The organism is Polymorphum gilvum SL003B-26A1, from assembly GCF_000192745.1.
GTDB lineage: Bacteria > Pseudomonadota > Alphaproteobacteria > Rhizobiales > Stappiaceae > Polymorphum > Polymorphum gilvum.
In genome coordinates this window covers 4,608,241-4,628,073 of record NC_015259.1, presented here as the reverse complement: position 1 = coordinate 4,628,073, position 19,833 = coordinate 4,608,241, and the positions used below count along the sequence as shown (strand labels likewise).

Below are 19,833 nucleotides of genomic sequence, written 5' to 3'. Positions count from 1 at the left end.
CAAGAACGGACCAATGACGGTTTCTGAACCCCGAAGTAACGACACCCCCGTTCCCCAGGCCGAAGCAATGCCTGCCCAGGACACGGTGGAGCCCCGACAGCCCGAGCCCCAGTCGACGGGGCGATTGCGGACCTTTATCGACCGTCTGGCAAGGCTGCGTCGAAGCGGTGGTGGAAGTCTGCGGGAAAACCTCCAGGACGAATTGAGCCGGGATACCGGCGCCGACGCCGCCTTTTCCCCGGAAGAGCGCATGCTGCTCGGCAACATCCTGCGGCTGCGAGAACTGCGTGTCGACGACGTCATGATTCCGCGCGCGGACATCGACGCCGTCGACGACACGATCACGCTCGGCCGCCTGATGGAGGTGTTCCAGGACAACGGCCATTCGCGCATGCCGGTCTACCACGAGACCCTCGACGACCCGCGCGGCATGGTCCACATCAAGGACCTGATGGCGTTCATTGCGGCACGGGCACGGGCAAGCGGATCCGGCAACGGCGAGACCCGGCCGGAGGCCGCGGGTGCTGTGCGCAATGTCGCTCTCGACCTGTCCCAGGTCGACCTTACCCTGTCGCTTGCCCAGACCGACCTGCTCCGGCCGCTGCTGTTCGTGCCGCCGTCGATGCCGGCGACCGACCTGATGGCGAAGATGCAGGCGAGCCGCGTCCAGATGGCGCTGGTGATCGACGAATATGGCGGCACCGACGGCCTAGTGTCGCTGGAAGACCTCGTCGAGACCGTCGTCGGCGATATCGAAGACGAGCACGACGAGGACGAGGAGGCCATGCTGACGCCGGCCGGGGACGGCATCTGGATCGCCGATCCGCGCATGCCCCTGGAGGATCTCGAACAGGAACTGGGCGCGGGCTTGACCATCGGCGATGTCGCCGAGGAAGTCGATACGCTCGGCGGCCTTTTGTTCACCCTGGTCGGGCGAGTGCCTGTGCGCGGCGAGCTGATCGCCGCCAGGCAGGTGCCGGGCTACGAGTTCGAGGTTCTTGACGCCGACCCGCGACGCATCAAGCGGTTGCGGATCCGGCGGCGGCGTGCCGAGCCGCGCGCCGCCGATCAGCGCCGTCGCCCCAAACGACCAGGCGAAGCGGCTGACGAACATGTCTCCTAGACGGAGGCGGCCAGACCCGTGACGCGCCAATCTCGTTGCGCCGATCGGCCGCTTGACCCGTCCGGATACGGGTCGCATGTCTTACGTCGCTCGCCGACACGGGAACCGATTCGTCATGCTGTCGCGCTTTTCCACCTTGGGCAGCCTGCCCAACGTCTTTCTGCTCGCCTACGGCTGGCGCCGATGGGGGCTGGCCTTCGGTTCGGGCGCGGTGTCGGCTCTCGCCCTGCCGCCGTTCGGCTACCTGCCCCTGCTCCTGTTCACCTTGCCCGCCATCGTCTGGCTGCTCGACGGCGCCTGCGGTTCGGACGGGCTCGCCCAGCGACGCCGGCGGCTGTCGGCCGGCTTCGGGATCGGCTGGTGGTTCGGCTTCGGCTATTTCCTCGTCGGCCTATGGTGGATCGGCAGCGCGTTCCTGGTCGAGGCGGACAAGTTCGCCTGGATGATGCCCTTCGCGGTGACGCTGCTTCCGGCCGGCCTGGCCCTGTTCCACGGCACGGCGGTCGCACTCGCCGCCCGTTTCTGGCCCGAAGGCTGGAGCCGCGTCCTGCTGCTTGCCGGCAGCCTTTCCGTCGCCGACTGGCTGCGCGGCCATGTCCTGACCGGCTTTCCGTGGAACGCCTTCGGCTACGTTCTTTCAGACAGCCTTGTGCTGGTCCAGTCCGCCAGCCTGATTGGCATTTACGGGCTGGGGGCGGTAGTCCTGGCCGTGTTCGCGAGTCCCGCCGTCCTTGTCGACGGACGCCCCGGTACGGCGCGAGCCGTGCTTGGCGGCGCCGGGTTTGTCCTGGCAGCCATGGCCGCCTTCGGCACGTATCGGTTGCACGGCACGGCCGGCCTCGTGGATCCGACAACCAGCGTTCGGGTGATACAACCATCTATCGCGCAAAGCGAGAAATGGCGCCCCGAGAACAGGGTTTCCATATTCGGAAGCTATTTGGACCTGAGCGCCAGGAGCCGTCCGGAGACCGGCAGCGCCGCGTCACGAAAGGTGCTGGTGTGGCCTGAATCGGCGTTTCCCTTCTTGCTGACGCAGGAACCCGACGCTCTTTCTGCAATCGAAACCCTTCTTGAGCCGGATTCTACATTGATAACAGGGGCGATCCGCGCTGAAAGAAATCTCGATGGCGTTAATTACTATAACAGCATCTACGTCATTTCAGACGATGGCGTCATCCTCGATGCCTACGACAAGGTGCGGCTGGTCCCGTTCGGGGAGTATCTGCCCCTCAACGACCTGCTTAGCCGTATCGGCCTTGCGAGATTGGTAAATGCGCCGGGCGCGTTTCGCGCCGGTTACCGCCATATCCTGATGGAAACAGCAGGAATTCCCTCATTCCTGCCGCTCATTTGCTACGAGGTGATCTTTCCGCAGGTGCCGGGCCTTTTGCCGGAGCGGCCGAGCTGGATCCTCAACCTCACCAACGACGCGTGGTTCGGCGTTTCCTCCGGCCCCTACCAGCATGCGGCCCAGGCCCGCCTGCGCGCGATCGAGCAGGGATTGCCGTTGGTTCGTTCCGCAAATACCGGCATTTCGGTGGTTTTCGACAGTTTCGGGCGCACCGTTGCGGCGCTTCAGCCATTCGTTGTCGGCATTATCGATGCCCAGCTGCCGGCGGCCCTGCCGCCGACCCCTTACGCGACATTCGGCGACGTCCTATACTTCGGTATATTATGTATATTTATTATATTTTTAACTTTGGATCGCATGACGCAGCGTTCGCGCAATAATTGATGTTGAACGCAAGACTCCGCCATCATAGTGTGACACAACCGGATTTTCGAGAATGGGATCCGGAGTGGGCGAAACGACGGCAGGGGTGCCGGGTTGAACCTGGTCCTGGGCGTGCCGAATGGGCGTTCGGGAGCGTCGTTTCAGAACGTTCAAACCGCAGCGGCGGAGCAACCGCTCGTCGCGAGACCTAGAAAGAAGAGGGCCAAATGGCCAGTAAAAAGGCACCCAATCCCATCGATATCCATGTGGGCAGTCGCGTCCGGCTGCGCCGCATGATGCTGGGTATGAGCCAGGAGAAGCTCGGAGAAAGCCTCGGCATCACGTTCCAGCAAATCCAAAAATACGAAAAAGGCACCAATCGCATCGGCGCGAGTCGGTTGCAGCATATCGCGACCATTCTGAAGGTTCCGGTCGCCTTCTTTTTCGAGGACGCTCCGGGTTCTCCCGAGGAGGCGGAAGGTTTCGGGGAGGCGCAGCCGACATCCTATGTGGTCGACTTCCTGTCGTCCTCAGAAGGCCTGTCCCTCAACAAGGCCTTCGTGCGGATCGAAGACCCGAAGGTCCGCCGCCGGATCGTCGACCTAGTCCGCGCGCTGGCCGGCGACGACGCTTGACGTCGGGGGTTGCAATCTGGTTCATGACTGGATGAAGCGGCGGAGTGATCCGCCGCTTTGTTCATCTACTTTCCCAGAAGGACGCCAGGCCATGGCCCGTCAGGACTATCTCTTCACCTCCGAGTCCGTCTCGGAAGGGCACCCCGATAAGGTGTGCGACCGGATCTCCGATGCCGTCGTCGACGCCTATCTCAAGGAAATGCCCGAAGCCCGTGTCGCCTGCGAAACGCTGGCGACCACCAACCGGATCGTGATCGCGGGCGAAACCCGAGGACCGGCCACCATCACCAAGGACTACGTGGCGCATCTCGCGCGCCTCGCGGTGAAGGACATCGGCTACGAACAGGACGGCTTCCATTGGGAAAGGTGCGACATCGCCGTGCATCTGCACGGACAGTCGGAGCACATCGCCCAAGGTGTTGACGCCGCCGAGAACAAGGATGAAGGTGCGGGCGACCAGGGCATCATGTTCGGCTATGCCTGCCGCGAGACGCCGGACCTGATGCCGGCGCCCATCTTCTATGCCCACAAGATCCTGCGGGTGCTGGCCGATGCCCGCAAGTCAGGCCGCGAGCCGGCGCTGGGCCCCGACGCGAAGAGCCAGGTGACGGTCCGTTACAAGGACGGCAAGCCGGTCGGGGTGACCTCCATCGTTCTGTCGACCCAGCATCTCGACGCGTCCCTTACCTCCCACGACGTGCGCGCCATCGTGGAACCCTATATCCGCGCCGCGCTGCCGGCCGGCTGGGTCGACGCCGGCACCGACTGGCATGTCAATCCGACCGGCGCCTTTGTCATCGGCGGACCGGACGGTGACGCCGGTCTGACCGGGCGCAAGATCATCGTCGACACCTACGGTGGGGCCGCCCCGCACGGCGGCGGCGCCTTCTCCGGCAAGGACCCGACCAAGGTCGACCGGTCGGCCGCCTATGCCGCGCGCTACCTGGCCAAGAACGTGGTCGCCGCGGACCTTGCGGATCGCTGCACCATCCAACTTTCCTACGCCATCGGCGTGTCCGAACCGTTGTCGGTCTATGTCGACCTGCACGGCACCGGCCGCTGCGATGAGGCGAAGCTGGAGAAGGGCCTGCGCGAGGTCATGAACCTGACCCCGCGCGGCATCCGCCAGCACCTCAAGCTGAACGCGCCGATCTACGAGCGTACGTCGGCCTATGGCCATTTCGGCCGCGAGCCGGAAGCCGATGGAGGCTTCTCATGGGAGAAGATCGATCTTGTCCACGCGTTGCGTGACGTGGTCGCCTAGAGCGCTTGTCGATCAAGCGGAACCGCTTGATCGACAAGAATATGCTTTAGGTACCGGAACACGCATACTGTACGCAGACAGTCGCCGACCGGGTCCGGTCGGCGACGACGGATTTCGCATGACCGACCGCTATGAGGGCGCCTTCTTCGGGCGTCGCAAGGGAAAACCCCTGAGTCCGCGCCAGGTGCAGAGGATGGAAACGGTCCTGCCGCGTTTGGCGGTCGATCTGTCCCGTCCGGCGCCAGACCCGCTGTCGGACCTGTTCGACGGCGACGTCCGCGCGATCTGGCTCGAAATAGGCTTCGGCGGCGGTGAGCACCTGTTGCAGCGGGCACGCGAGACGCCGGACGTCGGGTTCATCGGTTGCGAACCCTTCGTCGGAAGCCTGGCCAAGGCGGTGAGCGAGATCGCCGACACGGGTCTTTCTAACGTCCGTCTGCACGATGACGATGCCACCGGCCTTCTGGACTGGTTGCCCGAAGCTTCGCTCGACCGGATCTTCCAGCTCTATCCCGACCCTTGGCCGAAGAAGCGCCACTGGAAACGGCGCTTCATCAACGCGGCCAACCTCGACCGCTTCGCCAGGGTGCTCAAACCGGGTGCCGAGGTCCGGTTCGCCAGCGACATCGACACCTATGTCGACTGGACGCTACGTCATTTCCGCGATCATCCGGGGTTCGAATGGACCGCGGAGCGGGCCGACGACTGGCGTCTGCCGTGGGTCAGCTGGCCGGGAACCCGTTACGAGGCAAAAGCGCTGCGCGAAGGGCGCGTGCCGCGTTATCTGACCTTCCGACGGCTCTAGCGGCAGCGCCCAGTCCTGTCGCCGGCCGTTTGCCCTTGCGTTTGCGGTCGGATCGCGTATATATCCCCTCATTCATCTTCTCTATCGGCTCTATCGGAGCAGTATGAGAGTGGGCCGGCGACGGACCCGCTCTTTTTTGTTATCCGGGGTTGCGGCGGATATCGGCAACAGGAGACTTGTTTGAGCCTTCATGAAGCACGCATCGTGATCGAACAGGGCCTCGAGGCCCGCGTGGCGGCGATCGTCGAGCCGGTGATCGAGGATCTCGGCTACCGCCTGGTGCGCGTCAAGATCAGCGCGGCCAATGGCTGCACGCTGCAGATCATGGCCGAACGCCCGGACGGCACGATGACCGTGGAGGATTGCGAGGAGGTTAGTCGCGCGGTGTCGCCGGCGCTGGACGTGGACGACCCGATCAACCGGGCCTACCATCTGGAAATCTCCTCGCCCGGAATCGACCGGCCGTTGGTGCGCGTCGGCGACTTCGACCGCTGGTCCGGCCATGTCGCCAAGGTCGAGATGTCCGTGATGCAGGACGGGCGCAAGCGGTTCCGCGGCATCCTGCTCGGGGCCGGCGACGGCACGGTCCGGCTGCGCCTCACCGATACGCCGAAGGATGTCGCCGACGAGGTGCGCCTGCCGCTCGCCGAGATCGCCGAGGCTCGTCTGGTGCTCACGGACGATCTGATCCGCGCCGCCCTGCAGGCGGAAAAGGCCACATTGTCCGACGATGTCGAGATCGAGTACGAAGACGACGCCGGCGACGGTGACGACACGGGCGGTTCCAGGACGAATTGATGGACGCAGGCCGCGGTCCGAAGGTTTATTCAGAAGACGCGTGAACACCAGGCGCGCAAGAGGAGTGGACGAACATGGCTATCAGCGCGAACCGGCTGGAGCTGCTGCAGATCGCCGATGCGGTCGCCAGGGAGAAGTCGATCGATCGGGGCATCGTCATCGCGGCGATGGAGGATGCGATCCAGAAGGCCGCGCGCTCGCGCTACGGCACGGAAACGGAGGTGCGCGCCGAGATCAACTCGAAAACGGGCGAGATCCGGCTGCAGCGCCTGCTTCAGGTGGTCGAGACGGTGGAGAACGTATCGACCGAGATCTCGCTTGCCGATGCCAAGGCCCGCAACCCCGAGGCAACCCTTGGCGATTTCATCGCCGAGCCTTTGCCGCCGCTCGACTTCGGCCGCATCGCTGCCCAGTCGGCCAAGCAGGTGATCGTGCAGAAGGTGCGCGAAGCCGAACGCGACCGCCAGTATGACGAGTTCAAGGATCGCATCGGCGAGATCGTCAATGGCGTCGTCAAACGCGCCGAGTACGGCAACGTCATCGTCGACCTCGGCCGCGGCGAAGGCATCGTGCGCCGCGACGAACTGATCCCGCGCGAGATTTTCCGTACCGGGGACCGCATCCGCGCCTATATCTACGACGTCCGCCGTGAACAGCGCGGACCGCAGATCTTCCTGTCGCGCACCCACCCGCAGTTCATGGCCAAGTTGTTCGCCCAGGAAGTGCCGGAGATCTACGACGGCGTCATCGAGATCAAGGCGGTCGCCCGCGATCCAGGGTCGCGCGCGAAGATCGCGGTGATCTCCAAGGACAGCTCCATCGATCCGGTCGGCGCCTGCGTCGGCATGCGCGGTAGCCGCGTCCAGGCGGTCGTCGGCGAACTACAGGGCGAGAAGATCGACATCATTCCGTGGAACCCGGACGCCGCGACCTTCATCGTCAACGCGCTGCAGCCGGCAGAAGTCGCCAAGGTTGTGCTCGACGAGGATGCCGAACGCATCGAGGTCGTCGTGCCGGACGAACAGCTGTCGCTGGCCATCGGCCGGCGCGGGCAGAACGTGCGCCTTGCCTCCCAGCTGACCGGCTGGGCGATCGACATCATGACGGAGCAGGAAGAGAGCGAGCGGCGTCAGAAGGAGTTCCAGGAACGTTCGACGCTGTTCATGGAGGCGCTTAACGTCGACGAGATGGTCGGCCAACTGCTTGCTACGGAAGGCTTCACCTCGGTCGAGGAAGTCGCCTATGTCGACCTTGAAGAGATCGCCATGATCGAGGGCTTCGACGAAGACACGGCCGAGGAGATCCAGGCCCGGGCGCGCGACTATCTCGCGGAGCTCGAAGCCAAGCTCGACGACGAGCGGCGCGAACTCGGCGTCCAGGACGAACTGCGCTCGATCGACGGCCTGACCACCGCCATGCTCGTCGCCCTCGGCAAGGACGGTGTCAAGACCATCGAGGACCTTGCCGGCTGCGCCACCGATGACCTGGTTGGCTGGACCGAACGCAAGGAAGGCGAAACGATTCGTCACGACGGCGCCCTCTCCGGGTTCGACGTCTCGCGTGCCGATGCCGAGGCGATGATCCTCGCCGCCCGCCTCGCGGCGGGCTGGATCACCGAGGAGGAACTCGCCAACCAGAACGACGAGATCGGGGACGCAGGCGAAGCGGCAGAAGAAGACCAGCCGGCCGGCACGATCCTGGAAGGCTGATCGGTCGGGCCGCAACGACAACCACGGAGGCCCTGGGTGCCGAGAAAGAACGAGCCGCTGGAACGGCAATGTGCCGTCACCCGGCAGGTTCTGCCGGTGTCCCGGCTGATCCGCTTCGTTGCGGATCCCGATGGGAAGATCGTTCCGGATCTGCGCCGCAAGCTGCCCGGACGCGGCGTCTGGGTGAGCGCCACGCGCGCGGCGGTCGACATGGCGGAACGCAAGCGCGTCTTCGGACGCGCGCTGAAATGCGAGGTCCGGGTCGAACCGGGCCTTGTCGACCGGGTCGAGGCGCTGATGACGAAGGCGGCGCTGTCGGCCCTGTCGCTGGCGCGCAAGGCCGGCGAAGTCGTCACCGGTTTCGCCAAGGTCGAGGCCGCTCTGCGGCGGGATCCGGTGATCGCGCTGATTCATGCCTCGGACGCGTCCGAGGACGGCATACGCAAGCTTGCGGCGGTGGCCGCAAGCCGGTTTGGAACCACAAACGGCGCTCCGGTCGTCCGTTTGTTCGATTCGACTCAATTGGATTTGGCATTGGGTCGGACTAATGTGATACATGCTGCACTGCTCGCGGGCCGGGCGAGCGAAGGCTTCCTTGCGCGGGTGCGCGAACTGGAGGCGTTCCGGGCAGAGTCCGCCGCGAAAGATCGCGGCGGCGCGGACGGTGCAGCAGCGCAGGACTGAAGGCAATATGAACGATACCAAGAATCCAGGCGACAAGACGATCAGCGTCGAGCGGAAGACCCTCGGCCTCAAGCGGGGCGGCGTGGAACAGGGAACTGTGCGCCAAAGTTTCTCGCATGGCCGGTCCAAGGCTGTCGTCGTGGAGAAGAAGAAGCGCCGCATCGTGGTGCCGGGACAGGAAGGCAGGGGCGACGCGGAAGCCGCGGCGCCGGCCCCGGTCGAACGGCCGCGCGAGCCCGCGCCCCAGCCGGCGGCCGACAGGCAGGACCGCCGCCCGGCCCAGCCGCAGAGGCCGCAGCAGCGCCCGGGCGGTGCCGTGTTGCGCACGCTGACCCAGGAAGAGGCTGCCGCCCGCGCCACTGCGCTCAAGCTCGCCCAGGAACGCGAGGTCGAGGAGCGCAAGCGCGCCGAGGAAGAGGCCAAGCGCCGCGCCGAGCAGGAAGCCATCCGCCGGGCGGAGGAAGAAGCGCGCCTCAAGGCCGAGGAAGAGGAACGGAAGCTCCGCGAGGCGGAGGAAAGCGTCGCCGCGGTCGAGAGGCCGACGGCTGAACCCGTCGCCGAAGCGCTGGCGCCCGCTGCCCCCGCAGCCAAGGCCGAGCCGGTGCAGCCCGCCATGGAACGGCCGCGCGTCACCGCCAAGCCGGAAGACGAGGAGGCCGAAGACGAAAGCCGCAAGTCGCTGCGCACGGTCAAGCGGCCGAAGGCGGCGCCTGCCCCGGTTCGCGCCCGCACCGGTGAAGACCGCCGTCGGTCGAAGCTGACCATCTCCGCCGCCACCGGCGGTTCGGACGAGCAGCGCTCTCGCTCGCTTGCCTCTCTGCGCCGCCGGCGCGAGAAGGAGAAGCGCGGCGGCATGCAGACCGTCCGCGAGAAGATCTCCCGAGATGTCGTGCTGCCGGAGGCGATCACCATCCAGGAACTCGCCAACCGCATGGCCGAGCGTGCGGTCGACGTCATCAAGCTGCTGATGAAGCAGGGCCAGATGATGAAGATCAACGACGTCATCGACGCCGACACCGCCGAACTGATCGCTGCCGAACTCGGCCACACGGTCAAGCGCGTGTCCGAATCGGACGTCGAGGAAGGCCTGTTTTCGGAAGCCGATGCTGAGGACACCCTGCTGCCGCGGCCGCCGGTGGTCACCATCATGGGCCACGTCGACCATGGCAAGACGTCGTTGCTCGACGCCATCCGCAACGCCAAGGTCGTGTCCGGCGAGGCCGGCGGCATCACGCAGCACATCGGCGCCTATCAGGTCGAGAAGGACGGCAACAAGATCACCTTCATCGACACGCCCGGTCACGCGGCCTTCACCCAGATGCGCGCCCGCGGCGCCAGGGCGACAGACATCGTCGTGCTGGTGGTGGCGGCAGACGACGGCGTCATGCCGCAGACCCGCGAGGCGATCTCGCATGCCCGCGCTGCAGGCGTGCCGATCATCGTGGCCATCAACAAGATCGACAAGCCGTCGGCCGACCCGAATCGGGTGCGCACCGAGCTGCTCAACGACGAGATCGTCGTGGAGTCCATGGGCGGGGACACCATCGAGGTCGAGGTCTCGGCCAAGACCGGCCAGAACCTCGACAGGCTGCTGGAAATGATCGTGCTGCAGGCCGAGGTGCTCGAACTCAAGGCCAATCCGAACCGCACCGCCGAGGGCCTCGTCATCGAAGCCCAGCTCGACAAGGGCCGCGGTCCGGTCGCCACCGTCCTGGTGCAGAAGGGTACCCTGCGGGTCGGCGACATTCTTGTCGCCGGCGCCGAATGGGGCCGCGTGCGCGCCATGCTGGACGAGAACGGACAGCAGGTGAAGGAGGCCGATCCGTCCAAGCCGGTCGAGGTGCTCGGCTTCCAGGGGACTCCGGAAGCCGGCGACATGGTCGCCGTGGTGGAGAACGAGGCGCGCGCCCGTGAGATTGTCGATTACCGCCAGCGCCAGAAGCGCGAGAAGGCCTCCGTGGTCCGCGCCGGATCGCGCGGCTCGCTCGAGCAGATGATGAACCGGCTCCAGGAGACCGGAAAGAAGGAGTTCCCGCTGGTCATCAAGGCCGACGTGCAGGGCTCCGCCGAAGCCATCGCGCATGCGGTGGAGAAACTGGGCACCGACGAGGTCGCCGCCCGAATCCTCCACTCTGGCGTCGGCGGCATCACGGAGAGCGACATCACGCTTGCTGCGGCCTCCAATGCGCCGATCATCGGCTTCAACGTGCGGGCCAACAAGCAGGCGCGCGAGGCGGCCGACCGCGAGGGCATCGAGATCCGCTACTACAATATCATCTATGATCTCGTCGACGATGTGAAAGCCGCCATGTCCGGACTGCTGTCGCCGGAGCGGCGCGAGACCTTCCTCGGCAATGCCGAGATCAAGGAGATCTTCCATATTTCCAAGGTCGGCAAGGTCGCGGGCTGCCTGGTTACCGAAGGGGTCGTCGAACGCGGTGCGGAAGTGCGCCTCATCCGCGACGATGTCGTCGTCCACGAAGGCAAACTCGGCACACTCAAGCGCTTCAAGGACGAGGTCAAGTCCGTCGAATCCGGCCAGGAATGCGGCATGAACTTCGTCAACTACCAGGACATGCGCCCGGGCGACATCATCGAATGCTTCCGGGTCGAGCAGATCGCACGAACCCTCTGAGGTTCGGCGTCTCGCTGCAGATCAGGCGCCGGCGCGATGCACACCGCGCCGGCGCCTTGCATTTTTGGAAGGACCGGATCTCGAGGTCCGGGATCGGATTGGACTGGTCGAATGGTTAGATCGCATGCAGACGGCGGGGGAATGCCCTCGCAGAGACAATTGCGGGTCGGGGAACTGGTCCGTAAGGAACTGTCCGACATTCTCACCCGCGGCCAGTTGGCCGATCCCGATCTGGACGGCGTGATCATCACCGTCCCCGAAGTGCGCATGACGCCGGATCTGCGTCTGGCGTCCTGTCTGGTCATGCCGCTCGGCGGCGCGCATGGCGAACGCATTGTCAAGGCGCTGAATCGGAGCGCGAAATACATCCGCGGTCAGGTCTCCCGGCGCCTCACGCTCAAGTACATGCCGGACCTGCGCTTCGTGTTGGACACCCGCTTCGACGACGACGATCGGATCGGACATCTGCTGCATTCGCCGGACGTGCAGCGCGACATCGAGTCCGACGACTGACCCCCTACACGCTCGACAGCTTGAGGAATACGAGAGATGGCGCGCCCGAAGGCCCGCAGGAACCGGAATCCCATCGACGGCTGGCTGGTGCTAGACAAGCCCTACGGCCTGACCTCCAACGACGCCCTGTCCCGGATCAAGCGGATCTTCCATCCCGAGAAAGTCGGCCATGCCGGCACGCTGGATCCGCGCGCCTCCGGTTGTCTGCCGCTCGCCTTCGGTGAGGCGACCAAGACGGTCTCTCTGGTCATGAACGGCCGCAAGGTCTACCGCTTCGAAGTCACCTGGGGCGCGGAAACTGATACCGACGACACCGAGGGCATGGTGATCGCCTCCTCGGAGCTGCGTCCCGGTCCCGACGAGATCCGTGCGGTACTGCCCGAGTTCACCGGCACGATCCTCCAGGTGCCGCCCAAGTTCTCCGCCATCAAGGTCGGCGGCGAGCGCGCCTACGACCTCGCCCGCGAAGGCGAGGTCGTCGAACTGGAGGCGCGGCCGATCGACGTGCACCGGCTCGACCTCGTCGAATGCCTCGACGCCGACCGGGCCGTGTTCGAAGCCGAATGCGGCAAGGGTACCTATGTGCGCGCGCTGGCCCGCGATCTCGGCCGCCGGCTGGGCACCCGCGGCCATGTGACCGAGCTGCGACGCCTGCTGGTCGGCCCGTTCGGCGAGGCCGACATGGTGGGCCTCGACGAGCTTGAGGGGGCGGCCGCGGAGGCGGCAGGGGTGGAGGACCTGCTCGATTTCGTGCTGCCGGTGCGCGAGGCGCTCGAAGGCTTGCCGGAGATCGAGGTCTCCGCGGATGACGCCGGCCGAATCCGTCAGGGCGTTGCGATCCTGCTGCGTGGACGCACGGCGCCACTGACCTGCGAGCAGGCCTTTGCCAGCCACGCCGGCGTACCAGTCGCCATCGGCAGCGTCGAGAAGGGGCGTTTCCAGCCGGCCCGCGTCCTGCATCTTTGAACCGTCCGTCCCGAATCCCCGGGTCTTCCGGCGGCTACCGTCTGTTGTCGCGGACGCAGTCGCCTTGGTCCGGCGGGCAGGCGACGCTCGGACTGCGCCCGCCGTACGGGTATGCGGTCCCTGGGCGATAGCCGGGGAACTCTCCGGGGCGATAGCCCGGGCGCTCGCCCGGACGGTAGCCGGGACGCACGTCGCGGCGGTCGTAGTGCCGCTGCTGCGCCGGCGCGCCTTCGACGTAGGGCGCGCCGGCGGGATCGTTGCGATAGACAGAATCCGCGCCCGCCGGCGTGGCGATCAGGCCGGCAACCAGCAGACCCACAACGGCTTTTGGCGATACCTTGGTCATCCGGCTGATATCGGTGCGCCGTGGTCGGGGCGCAAGGCGGACGGCGCCGATTCCGGCTACTTCCGCCGTCTCGCGGGATCGGCCGGAGAGGGTTCGACGCCGGGGAAACAAAAGACTGGAAAAATGGGCCGGTCTCCGTCATAGTCCCGCGCGATCGGGCCCGTGACGGGTCCGAACGCGTTTCGCCCGACCTTCGCTGGACGACATCCCGGCCCTGGCTGAACGGCAGAACGCTCATCCCACGGCGAAGCGACCGGACCTTTGCACCATTCGTATCGATTGCGGATGAGTATCGGCCCGGCCTCGTCACCGACCAAAGGTCCGCAGGCACGCCGCGGACCGAACCCGAAAGGACCACCGATGTCGATCACTGCCGAGCGCAAGGCCGAGCTGATCACGGAATACGCGACCAAGGAAGGCGATACCGGTTCTCCGGAAGTCCAGGTCGCAGTGCTGACGGAACGGATCAACAACCTGACCGAACACTTCAAGGGCCACAGCAAGGACAACCATTCCCGCCGGGGCCTACTGAAGATGGTCGCTCTGCGCCGTTCCCTGCTCGACTACCTGAACAAGAAGGACGAGAAGCGCTACAAGGATCTGATCCAGCGCCTCGGAATCCGTCGCTGATCAGGACGCAACGCAACGCGGTGGGTGGATTTGCCCGCCGCGTTTGCTTATAGGAAGTCGCATGACGGTCATGGGGCAGGATCGCCGGATGCTCTCCCGGTAGTGCCGAAGCGGCACGGGAGCGTCTCGCCGTCTTGCCCATGGCTCGTCCTGTCGGTAACCGGCCCATACGGGGCCGACCGATCCCCTGTCTGCGCGCGCCCTCCGTTTCCGTGAGCGCGCCAGGACGAAGCTGCTAAGGAATACCAATGTTCGATATTCATCGTGTGGAAGTCGAGTGGGGCGGACGTCCGCTGATCCTCGAAACGGGCAAGGTTGCCCGCCAGGCCGACGGCGCCGTGATGGCGACCTACGGCGAGACCAAGGTGCTGGCGACCGTCGTCTCCGCCAAGGAGCCGAAGCCCGGCCAGGACTTCTTCCCGCTCACCGTCAATTACCAGGAAAAGGCGTTCGCCGCCGGCAAGATCCCGGGCGGCTACTTCAAGCGTGAGGGCCGTCCGTCCGAGCACGAGACCCTGACCTCGCGCCTGATCGACCGGCCGATCCGGCCGCTGTTCGCCGAGGGCTACAAGAACGATACTCAGGTGATCGTCACCGTGCTGTCGCATGACATGGAGAACGCGCCGGACATCCTCGCTCTGGTCGCTTCCTCCGCCGCCCTGACCCTGTCCGGCGTGCCGTTCATGGGCCCGGTCGGCGGTGCGCGCGTCGGCTACATCAACGGTGAGTACGTGCTCAACCCGCTGATCGACGACATGCCGGAATCCAGCCTCGACCTCATCGTCGCCGGCACCGGCGACGCCGTGCTGATGGTGGAATCGGAAGCCAAGGAACTGCCCGAGGACGTCATGCTCGGCGCCGTGATGTTCGGCCACAGCGGCTTCCAGACCGTGATCGACGCGATCATCAAGCTCGCCGAGACCGCCGCCAAGGAGCCCCGTGGGCTGAACCTGCCGGACCATTCGGCCCTCTTCGCCCGCATCAAGGACATCGCCGCCGAGGACCTCAAGGCGGCCTACACGATCACCGGCAAGACCGAGCGGCGGAACGCCGTCGATGCCGCCAAGACAAAGGTCGTCGAGGCCGTGATCACCAATGCCGGCGACGCGGCTCCGGCCGCGACCGTGGTCGGCGACCTGTTCAAGAAGCTCGAGGCCGAAATCGTCCGCGGCGCCATCATCGAGACCGGCCACCGGATCGACGGCCGCGACCTGAAGACGGTCCGCCCGATCGTTTCGGAAGTCGGCATCCTGCCGCGTGCCCACGGTTCGGCCCTGTTCACCCGCGGCGAGACCCAGGGTCTGGTAGTCGCCACCCTCGGCACGGGCGAGGACGAGCAGTTCGTGGATGCTCTGGAGGGGACCTACAAGGCCCACTTCATGCTGCACTACAACTTCCCGCCCTATTCGGTCGGCGAGACCGGCCGCATGGGCTCGCCGGGACGCCGCGAGATCGGCCACGGCAAGCTCGCCTGGCGTGCCATCAACCCGATGCTGCCGGCCAAGCACGAGTTCCCCTACACCCTGCGCGTCGTGTCGGAGATCACCGAATCCAACGGCTCGTCGTCGATGGCCACCGTCTGCGGCACGTCGCTGGCCCTGATGGACGCCGGCGTGCCGCTCAAGGCGCCGGTCGCCGGCATCGCCATGGGCCTGATCAAGGAGGGCGACCGCTTCGCCGTCCTGTCCGACATCCTCGGTGACGAGGACCATCTTGGTGACATGGACTTCAAGGTCGCCGGCACCGCCGAGGGCATCACCTCGCTGCAGATGGACATCAAGATCCAGGGCATCACCGAGGAGATCATGAAGGTCGCCCTCGAGCAGGCCCGCGAAGGCCGCGTCCATATCCTCGGCGAGATGTCCAAGGCGATCACCGAAGCCCGTCCGGAACTGGGCGAGCACGCGCCGCGCATCGAGGTCATGAAGATCCCGGTCGACAAGATCCGCGAAGTCATCGGCTCCGGCGGCAAGGTCATCCGCGAGATCGTGGAGAAGACCGGCGCCAAGGTGAACATCGAGGACGATGGCACGGTCAAGATCGCCTCCGCTGACGGCAAGGCGATCAAGGCGGCGATCAACTGGATCAACTCTATCGCTGCCGAGCCGGAAGTCGGCATGATCTACGAAGGCACGGTCGTGAAGTGCGTCGAGTTCGGCGCCTTCGTGAACTTCTTCGGCGCCAAGGACGGCCTCGTCCACATCTCCCAGCTCGCTCCGCGCAAGGTCGCCAAGGTCACCGACGTGGTCAAGGAAGGCGACAAGGTCTGGGTCAAGCTGATGGGCTTCGACGAACGCGGCAAGGTGCGCCTGTCGATGAAGGTCGTCGACCAGGACACCGGCAAGGAAATCGAGAGGGAAAAGGACGAGGACTGATCCCCCCGTCTCTCCTGATTATCGACCGAAAGCCGGGGCCCAGCGCCCCGGCTTTTTGCTTGGCCGCGGCGCATTTCCCGCCTCGATCATCTTTCGCCGGCGCACCCCGCCTGTTATATCCCGCGCGAAGCAAGCAAGGGGAAAGCCATGAGCGATATGCGCCTTGTCGTGGTGGGAGCCGCAGGCAGGATGGGCCGTGCCCTCGTGCGCGCCCTCACCGAGATGGACGGCGTTGCGGTCTCCGCCGCCATCGAGCGGGAAGGCTCGTTGGATCTCGGCCGCGACGCCGGCGAACTCGCCGGCGTGGGGCCGATCGGCGTCCGGCTCACCGACGATCCGCTGACCGCCTTCGCCGCCGCCGAAGGCGTGCTCGACTTCACCGCACCGCGCGCGAGCCTCGCCTTTGCCGAACTGGCCGCCCAGGCGCGCATCGTCCATGTCATCGGCACCACCGGCTGGCAGGACGGCGACAGCGCGCCGCTTAAGGCGGCCGCACGTCATGCGCGCATCGTCAAGTCCGGCAACATGAGCCTTGGTATCAACCTGCTCGCCGCACTGGTCCGCAAGGCCGCGACAGCGCTTGACGAGGACTTCGACATCGAGATCGTCGAGATGCATCACCGGCACAAGGTCGACGCGCCGTCCGGCACCGCCCTGCTGCTCGGCGAGGCCGCAGCCCAGGGCCGCTGGATCCCGCTGGCCGAGCGCTCCGTGCGCGTGCGCGACGGCCACACCGGTCCGCGCCACAAGGGCGATATCGGCTTCGCCACGCTGCGTGGCGGCTCCGTCGTCGGCGACCACACCGTCATCCTGGCCGGTCAGGGCGAACGGATCGAACTGACTCACCGGGCCGAGGACCGCCAGATCTTCGCACGCGGCGCCGTCAAGGCCGCCCTGTGGGCCCGCGACAAGAAACCGGGACTTTATTCCATGGCCGACGTGCTCGGCCTTTCCGACTGACGACACGCAAGCCGCACGACGCGAGGAGTTTGCCGCATGGACCGTCTTCTGGTGCTCGTCCGCCACGGACAGAGCGATTGGAATCTCAAGAACGTCTTCACGGGCTGGAAGGATCCGGACCTGACCGAACTGGGCATCGCCGAGGCTAGGGCCGCCGGCGCCCAGTTGCGCGACCTGAAGCTCAGTTTCGACATCGCCTTCACCTCCGACCTGACGCGCGCCCAGCATACGCTCGAGCTGATCCTTGCCGAACTCGGCCAGGAGGGCCTAGAGACCATTCGCAACCAGGCGCTCAACGAGCGCGACTACGGCGACCTCACGGGCATGAATAAGGACGAGGCGCGCCAGCAGTTCGGCGAAGAGCAGGTCCACATCTGGCGCCGCTCCTTCGACGTGCCGCCGCCGGGCGGCGAAAGCCTCAAGATGACCGCCGAGCGGGTGCTTCCCTATTATCGCGCAGAGATCCTGCCGCGGGTGCTGGACGGCAACCGGGTGATCGTCGCCGCGCACGGCAATTCCCTGCGCGCCCTGATCATGGACCTTGAAAAGCTGACCCCGGAGCAGATCCTCAAGCGCGAGCTGGGCACAGGCACGCCGATCATCTACCGTCTCGACGAGGACGGCGAAGTGGTAAGCGTCGAGGACCTGGCCGACTGATCGGGCATCGCACCGGGGGGTAGAAGACATAAAAAAGGCGCCCTGCAAGGCGCCTTTTTCGTGTCTGCCTCGCGCCGTCCGTCAGAGTTCGAAACCGGCCTGGGCAGCGATGCCCTTGAGCGCTCTTTCAGGCCGGGCGCCGACGTGGCTGATCACCGAAGCCGCGCACAGGCAACCGAGCTCGGCCGCCGTGCCGAGATCGTAATCGCGCGCCAGCCCGAACAGGAAGCCGGAGGCGAACAGGTCGCCGGCGCCGGTCAGGTCGACGACCTCGGTCACCGTCTGCGCCGCGACGTGCCTGGTCTCGTCGCGGGTGATCGCCATGGCGCCCTTTTCGCCCATGGTCAGGGCGGTGAGGGAGCAGATCTGCCGCGCCGCATGGATCGCCGTGTCGAGGTCGGCCGTCTCGAACAGCGCCTTGAGCTCGTGTTCGTTGGCGAACATGACGTCGACCACGCCGTCGCGCAGCAGGCCGTGGAACTCGGAACGGTAGCGGTCGACACAGAACGAATCCGACAGGGTCAGGCCGACCTGGCGGCCGTTGTCGTGGGCGATCCGCGCCGCCCGGAGGAACGCGTCCTTGGCCGCCGGCGGATCCCACAGGTAGCCTTCCATGTAGGTGATCGCCGAAGCGGCAACGACGGCCGGATCGATGTCGGCCGGTCCGAGCTCGACGCAGGCGCCGAGATAGGTGTTCATGGTCCGCTCGCCGTCCGGCGTGATCAGGATCATGGAGCGCGCGGTCGGTGTGCCGTCGACGAGACGCGGCGTACCGAAATGGACCCCTGTGCCCTTCATGTCGTGGGCGTAGCTGTCGCCCAGTTCGTCCCTGGCGACCTTGCCGAAATAGGCTGGCTTGCCGCCGAGCGAGGCGATGCCGGCAGCAGTGTTGCCGGCGCTGCCGCCCGAGACGCGGACGGTCTGGCCCATCTTGTCATACAGGCGGATGGCCTCGGCGGTGTCGATCAGGCGCATCGAGCCCTTCACGAGGTTCTCGCGGACGAGGAAATCCTCCTCGACATGGGCGAAGACGTCGCAGATCGCGTTGCCGATGCACAGGGCATCGAAGGTAATCTCGGTCATGGTTCCTCTCGGAAGGTGGCGGTCAGATCCCGGGGGTGGGCCTGAGGGCGCGATTGGCTTCGGGCTCGCGGATCTTCTCGCGGAACGGGCTGGCCCGGTAGACGCCCAGGATCTTCAGCTCCGCGCAGAAGAATTCCAGTTCCTCGAGGGCGAGCGCGACCGACTTGTCGTCGGGATGGCCCTCGATGTCCGCGTAGAACATGGAGGCGAAGAATTGGCCTTCGAGCTGGTAGGATTCCAGCTTGGTCATGTTGACGCCGTTGGTCGCGAACCCGCCAAGGGCCTTGTAGAGCGCCGCCGGCACGTTGCGGACGCGGAAGATGAACGTGGTGATCACAGGCTGGCCGCTGTTCGCGGCGCGCATGTCCTCGCGGGACAGAATCAGGAAGCGCGTCGTGTTGTGCTCGGCGTCCTCGACGTCGCGGCGCAGGATGTCGAGGCCATAGGCCTCGGCCGCCATTTCCGGTGCGAGAGCGGCCGCAGTCAGGTCGCCGCGCTCGGCGATCTGGCGCGCCGAGCCGGCGGTGTCGGCGCCGACGATCGGATGAAGGCCGAGCTCACGGATGATCTTCCGGCACTGGCCGAGAGCCATGACGTGGCTCTGCACGGTCTTCAGGCCCTCGATGGTGGCGCCCTTGGGGGCGACCAGCTGAAAGCGGATCGGCAGGAAATACTCGCCGATAATGTGCAGGCTCGATCGCGGCAGCAGGTGGTGAATGTCCGCGACACGACCGGCCACCGAATTCTCGACCGGAATCATGCCGAAATCGGCTTCGCCGCTTTCCAGTGCGGAGAAACAGTCCTCGAAGGTCGCGCAGGGAACCGCGACGTAGTCAGGATAGACATTGCGGCAGGCCATATGGGAATTGGCGCCGACTTCGCCCTGGAACACGATCTTTTTACGGTCAGTCATCAGCGTTTCGGATTTCCTGGTTG

At 65.7% G+C, this 19,833-nt stretch carries 18 protein-coding genes; 15 read left to right on the top strand and 3 right to left on the bottom strand.

Annotated features, from left to right (window positions below):
- Positions 1 to 13: 13 nt before the first annotated feature.
- The 11 genes from SL003B_RS21740 (at position 14) to truB (ending at position 12,846) form a co-directional block, all read left to right on the top strand.
- On the top strand, positions 14 to 1,123 hold the full coding sequence (locus SL003B_RS21740) for a transporter associated domain-containing protein (protein ID WP_242390302.1): 1,110 nt from the start codon (positions 14 to 16) through the stop codon (positions 1,121 to 1,123).
- A 115-nt stretch (positions 1,124 to 1,238) separates the two neighbouring features.
- Positions 1,239 to 2,858, top strand: coding sequence for an apolipoprotein N-acyltransferase (lnt, locus tag SL003B_RS21735; RefSeq protein WP_013655025.1), 1,620 nt, complete (start codon positions 1,239 to 1,241; stop codon positions 2,856 to 2,858).
- Positions 2,859 to 3,064: 206 nt separating this feature from the next.
- Positions 3,065 to 3,472: a helix-turn-helix domain-containing protein gene (locus SL003B_RS21730; RefSeq protein WP_041375692.1), complete on the top strand. Its 408-nt coding sequence runs from the start codon at positions 3,065 to 3,067 to the stop codon at positions 3,470 to 3,472.
- Positions 3,473 to 3,563: 91 nt separating this feature from the next.
- The gene (metK, locus tag SL003B_RS21725) at positions 3,564 to 4,736 is read left to right on the top strand and encodes a methionine adenosyltransferase (RefSeq protein ID WP_013655023.1); all 1,173 of its coding nucleotides are present in this window, start codon (positions 3,564 to 3,566) and stop codon (positions 4,734 to 4,736) included.
- Between the two features lie 118 nt (positions 4,737 to 4,854).
- Entirely contained in the window at positions 4,855 to 5,541 is a 687-nt protein-coding gene (trmB, locus tag SL003B_RS21720; protein ID WP_013655022.1) for a tRNA (guanosine(46)-N7)-methyltransferase TrmB, read from the top strand.
- A gap of 180 nt (positions 5,542 to 5,721) precedes the next feature.
- Positions 5,722 to 6,339: a ribosome maturation factor RimP gene (rimP, locus tag SL003B_RS21715; protein ID WP_013655021.1), complete on the top strand. Its 618-nt coding sequence runs from the start codon at positions 5,722 to 5,724 to the stop codon at positions 6,337 to 6,339.
- A 74-nt stretch (positions 6,340 to 6,413) separates the two neighbouring features.
- Entirely contained in the window at positions 6,414 to 8,048 is a 1,635-nt protein-coding gene (gene nusA, locus SL003B_RS21710; protein ID WP_013655020.1) for a transcription termination factor NusA, read from the top strand.
- Positions 8,049 to 8,084: 36 nt separating this feature from the next.
- The gene (locus SL003B_RS21705; RefSeq protein WP_013655019.1) at positions 8,085 to 8,732 is read left to right on the top strand and encodes an RNA-binding protein; all 648 of its coding nucleotides are present in this window, start codon (positions 8,085 to 8,087) and stop codon (positions 8,730 to 8,732) included.
- A 7-nt stretch (positions 8,733 to 8,739) separates the two neighbouring features.
- On the top strand, positions 8,740 to 11,367 hold the full coding sequence (infB, locus tag SL003B_RS21700; RefSeq protein WP_013655018.1) for a translation initiation factor IF-2: 2,628 nt from the start codon (positions 8,740 to 8,742) through the stop codon (positions 11,365 to 11,367).
- A 111-nt stretch (positions 11,368 to 11,478) separates the two neighbouring features.
- Positions 11,479 to 11,880, top strand: a complete 402-nt coding sequence (gene rbfA, locus SL003B_RS21695; protein ID WP_041375691.1) for a 30S ribosome-binding factor RbfA — start codon at positions 11,479 to 11,481, stop codon at positions 11,878 to 11,880.
- 36 nt (positions 11,881 to 11,916) lie between these two features.
- Positions 11,917 to 12,846 (top strand): tRNA pseudouridine(55) synthase TruB, encoded by a 930-nt coding sequence (truB, locus tag SL003B_RS21690; RefSeq protein WP_013655016.1) that lies wholly within the window; start codon positions 11,917 to 11,919, stop codon positions 12,844 to 12,846.
- Between the two features lie 34 nt (positions 12,847 to 12,880).
- On the opposite strand, the gene SL003B_RS23740 is transcribed toward truB, so the two are convergent.
- Positions 12,881 to 13,192: a hypothetical protein gene (locus tag SL003B_RS23740; protein WP_013655015.1), complete on the bottom strand. Its 312-nt coding sequence runs from the start codon at positions 13,190 to 13,192 to the stop codon at positions 12,881 to 12,883.
- A gap of 360 nt (positions 13,193 to 13,552) precedes the next feature.
- Here SL003B_RS23740 and rpsO point away from each other — a divergent pair, with 360 nt between their 5' ends.
- From rpsO to SL003B_RS21665, 4 genes are all read left to right on the top strand, one after another.
- The gene (rpsO, locus tag SL003B_RS21680) at positions 13,553 to 13,822 is read left to right on the top strand and encodes a 30S ribosomal protein S15 (RefSeq protein ID WP_013655014.1); all 270 of its coding nucleotides are present in this window, start codon (positions 13,553 to 13,555) and stop codon (positions 13,820 to 13,822) included.
- Between the two features lie 248 nt (positions 13,823 to 14,070).
- Positions 14,071 to 16,197 carry a polyribonucleotide nucleotidyltransferase gene (gene pnp, locus SL003B_RS21675; protein WP_013655013.1) on the top strand — a complete coding sequence of 709 codons (2,127 nt, stop codon included), beginning with the start codon at positions 14,071 to 14,073 and terminating at the stop codon, positions 16,195 to 16,197.
- A gap of 147 nt (positions 16,198 to 16,344) precedes the next feature.
- The gene (gene dapB / locus SL003B_RS21670; RefSeq protein ID WP_041375690.1) at positions 16,345 to 17,157 is read left to right on the top strand and encodes a 4-hydroxy-tetrahydrodipicolinate reductase; all 813 of its coding nucleotides are present in this window, start codon (positions 16,345 to 16,347) and stop codon (positions 17,155 to 17,157) included.
- Positions 17,158 to 17,193: 36 nt separating this feature from the next.
- Positions 17,194 to 17,814: a 2,3-bisphosphoglycerate-dependent phosphoglycerate mutase gene (locus SL003B_RS21665; protein ID WP_013655011.1), complete on the top strand. Its 621-nt coding sequence runs from the start codon at positions 17,194 to 17,196 to the stop codon at positions 17,812 to 17,814.
- 81 nt (positions 17,815 to 17,895) lie between these two features.
- Here SL003B_RS21665 and SL003B_RS21660 read toward each other — a convergent pair whose 3' ends face one another.
- Entirely contained in the window at positions 17,896 to 18,897 is a 1,002-nt protein-coding gene (locus SL003B_RS21660; RefSeq protein ID WP_013655010.1) for an adenosine kinase, read from the bottom strand.
- A 22-nt stretch (positions 18,898 to 18,919) separates the two neighbouring features.
- On the bottom strand, positions 18,920 to 19,810 hold the full coding sequence (locus SL003B_RS21655; RefSeq protein WP_013655009.1) for a prephenate dehydratase: 891 nt from the start codon (positions 19,808 to 19,810) through the stop codon (positions 18,920 to 18,922).
- Positions 19,811 to 19,833 lie beyond the last annotated feature (23 nt).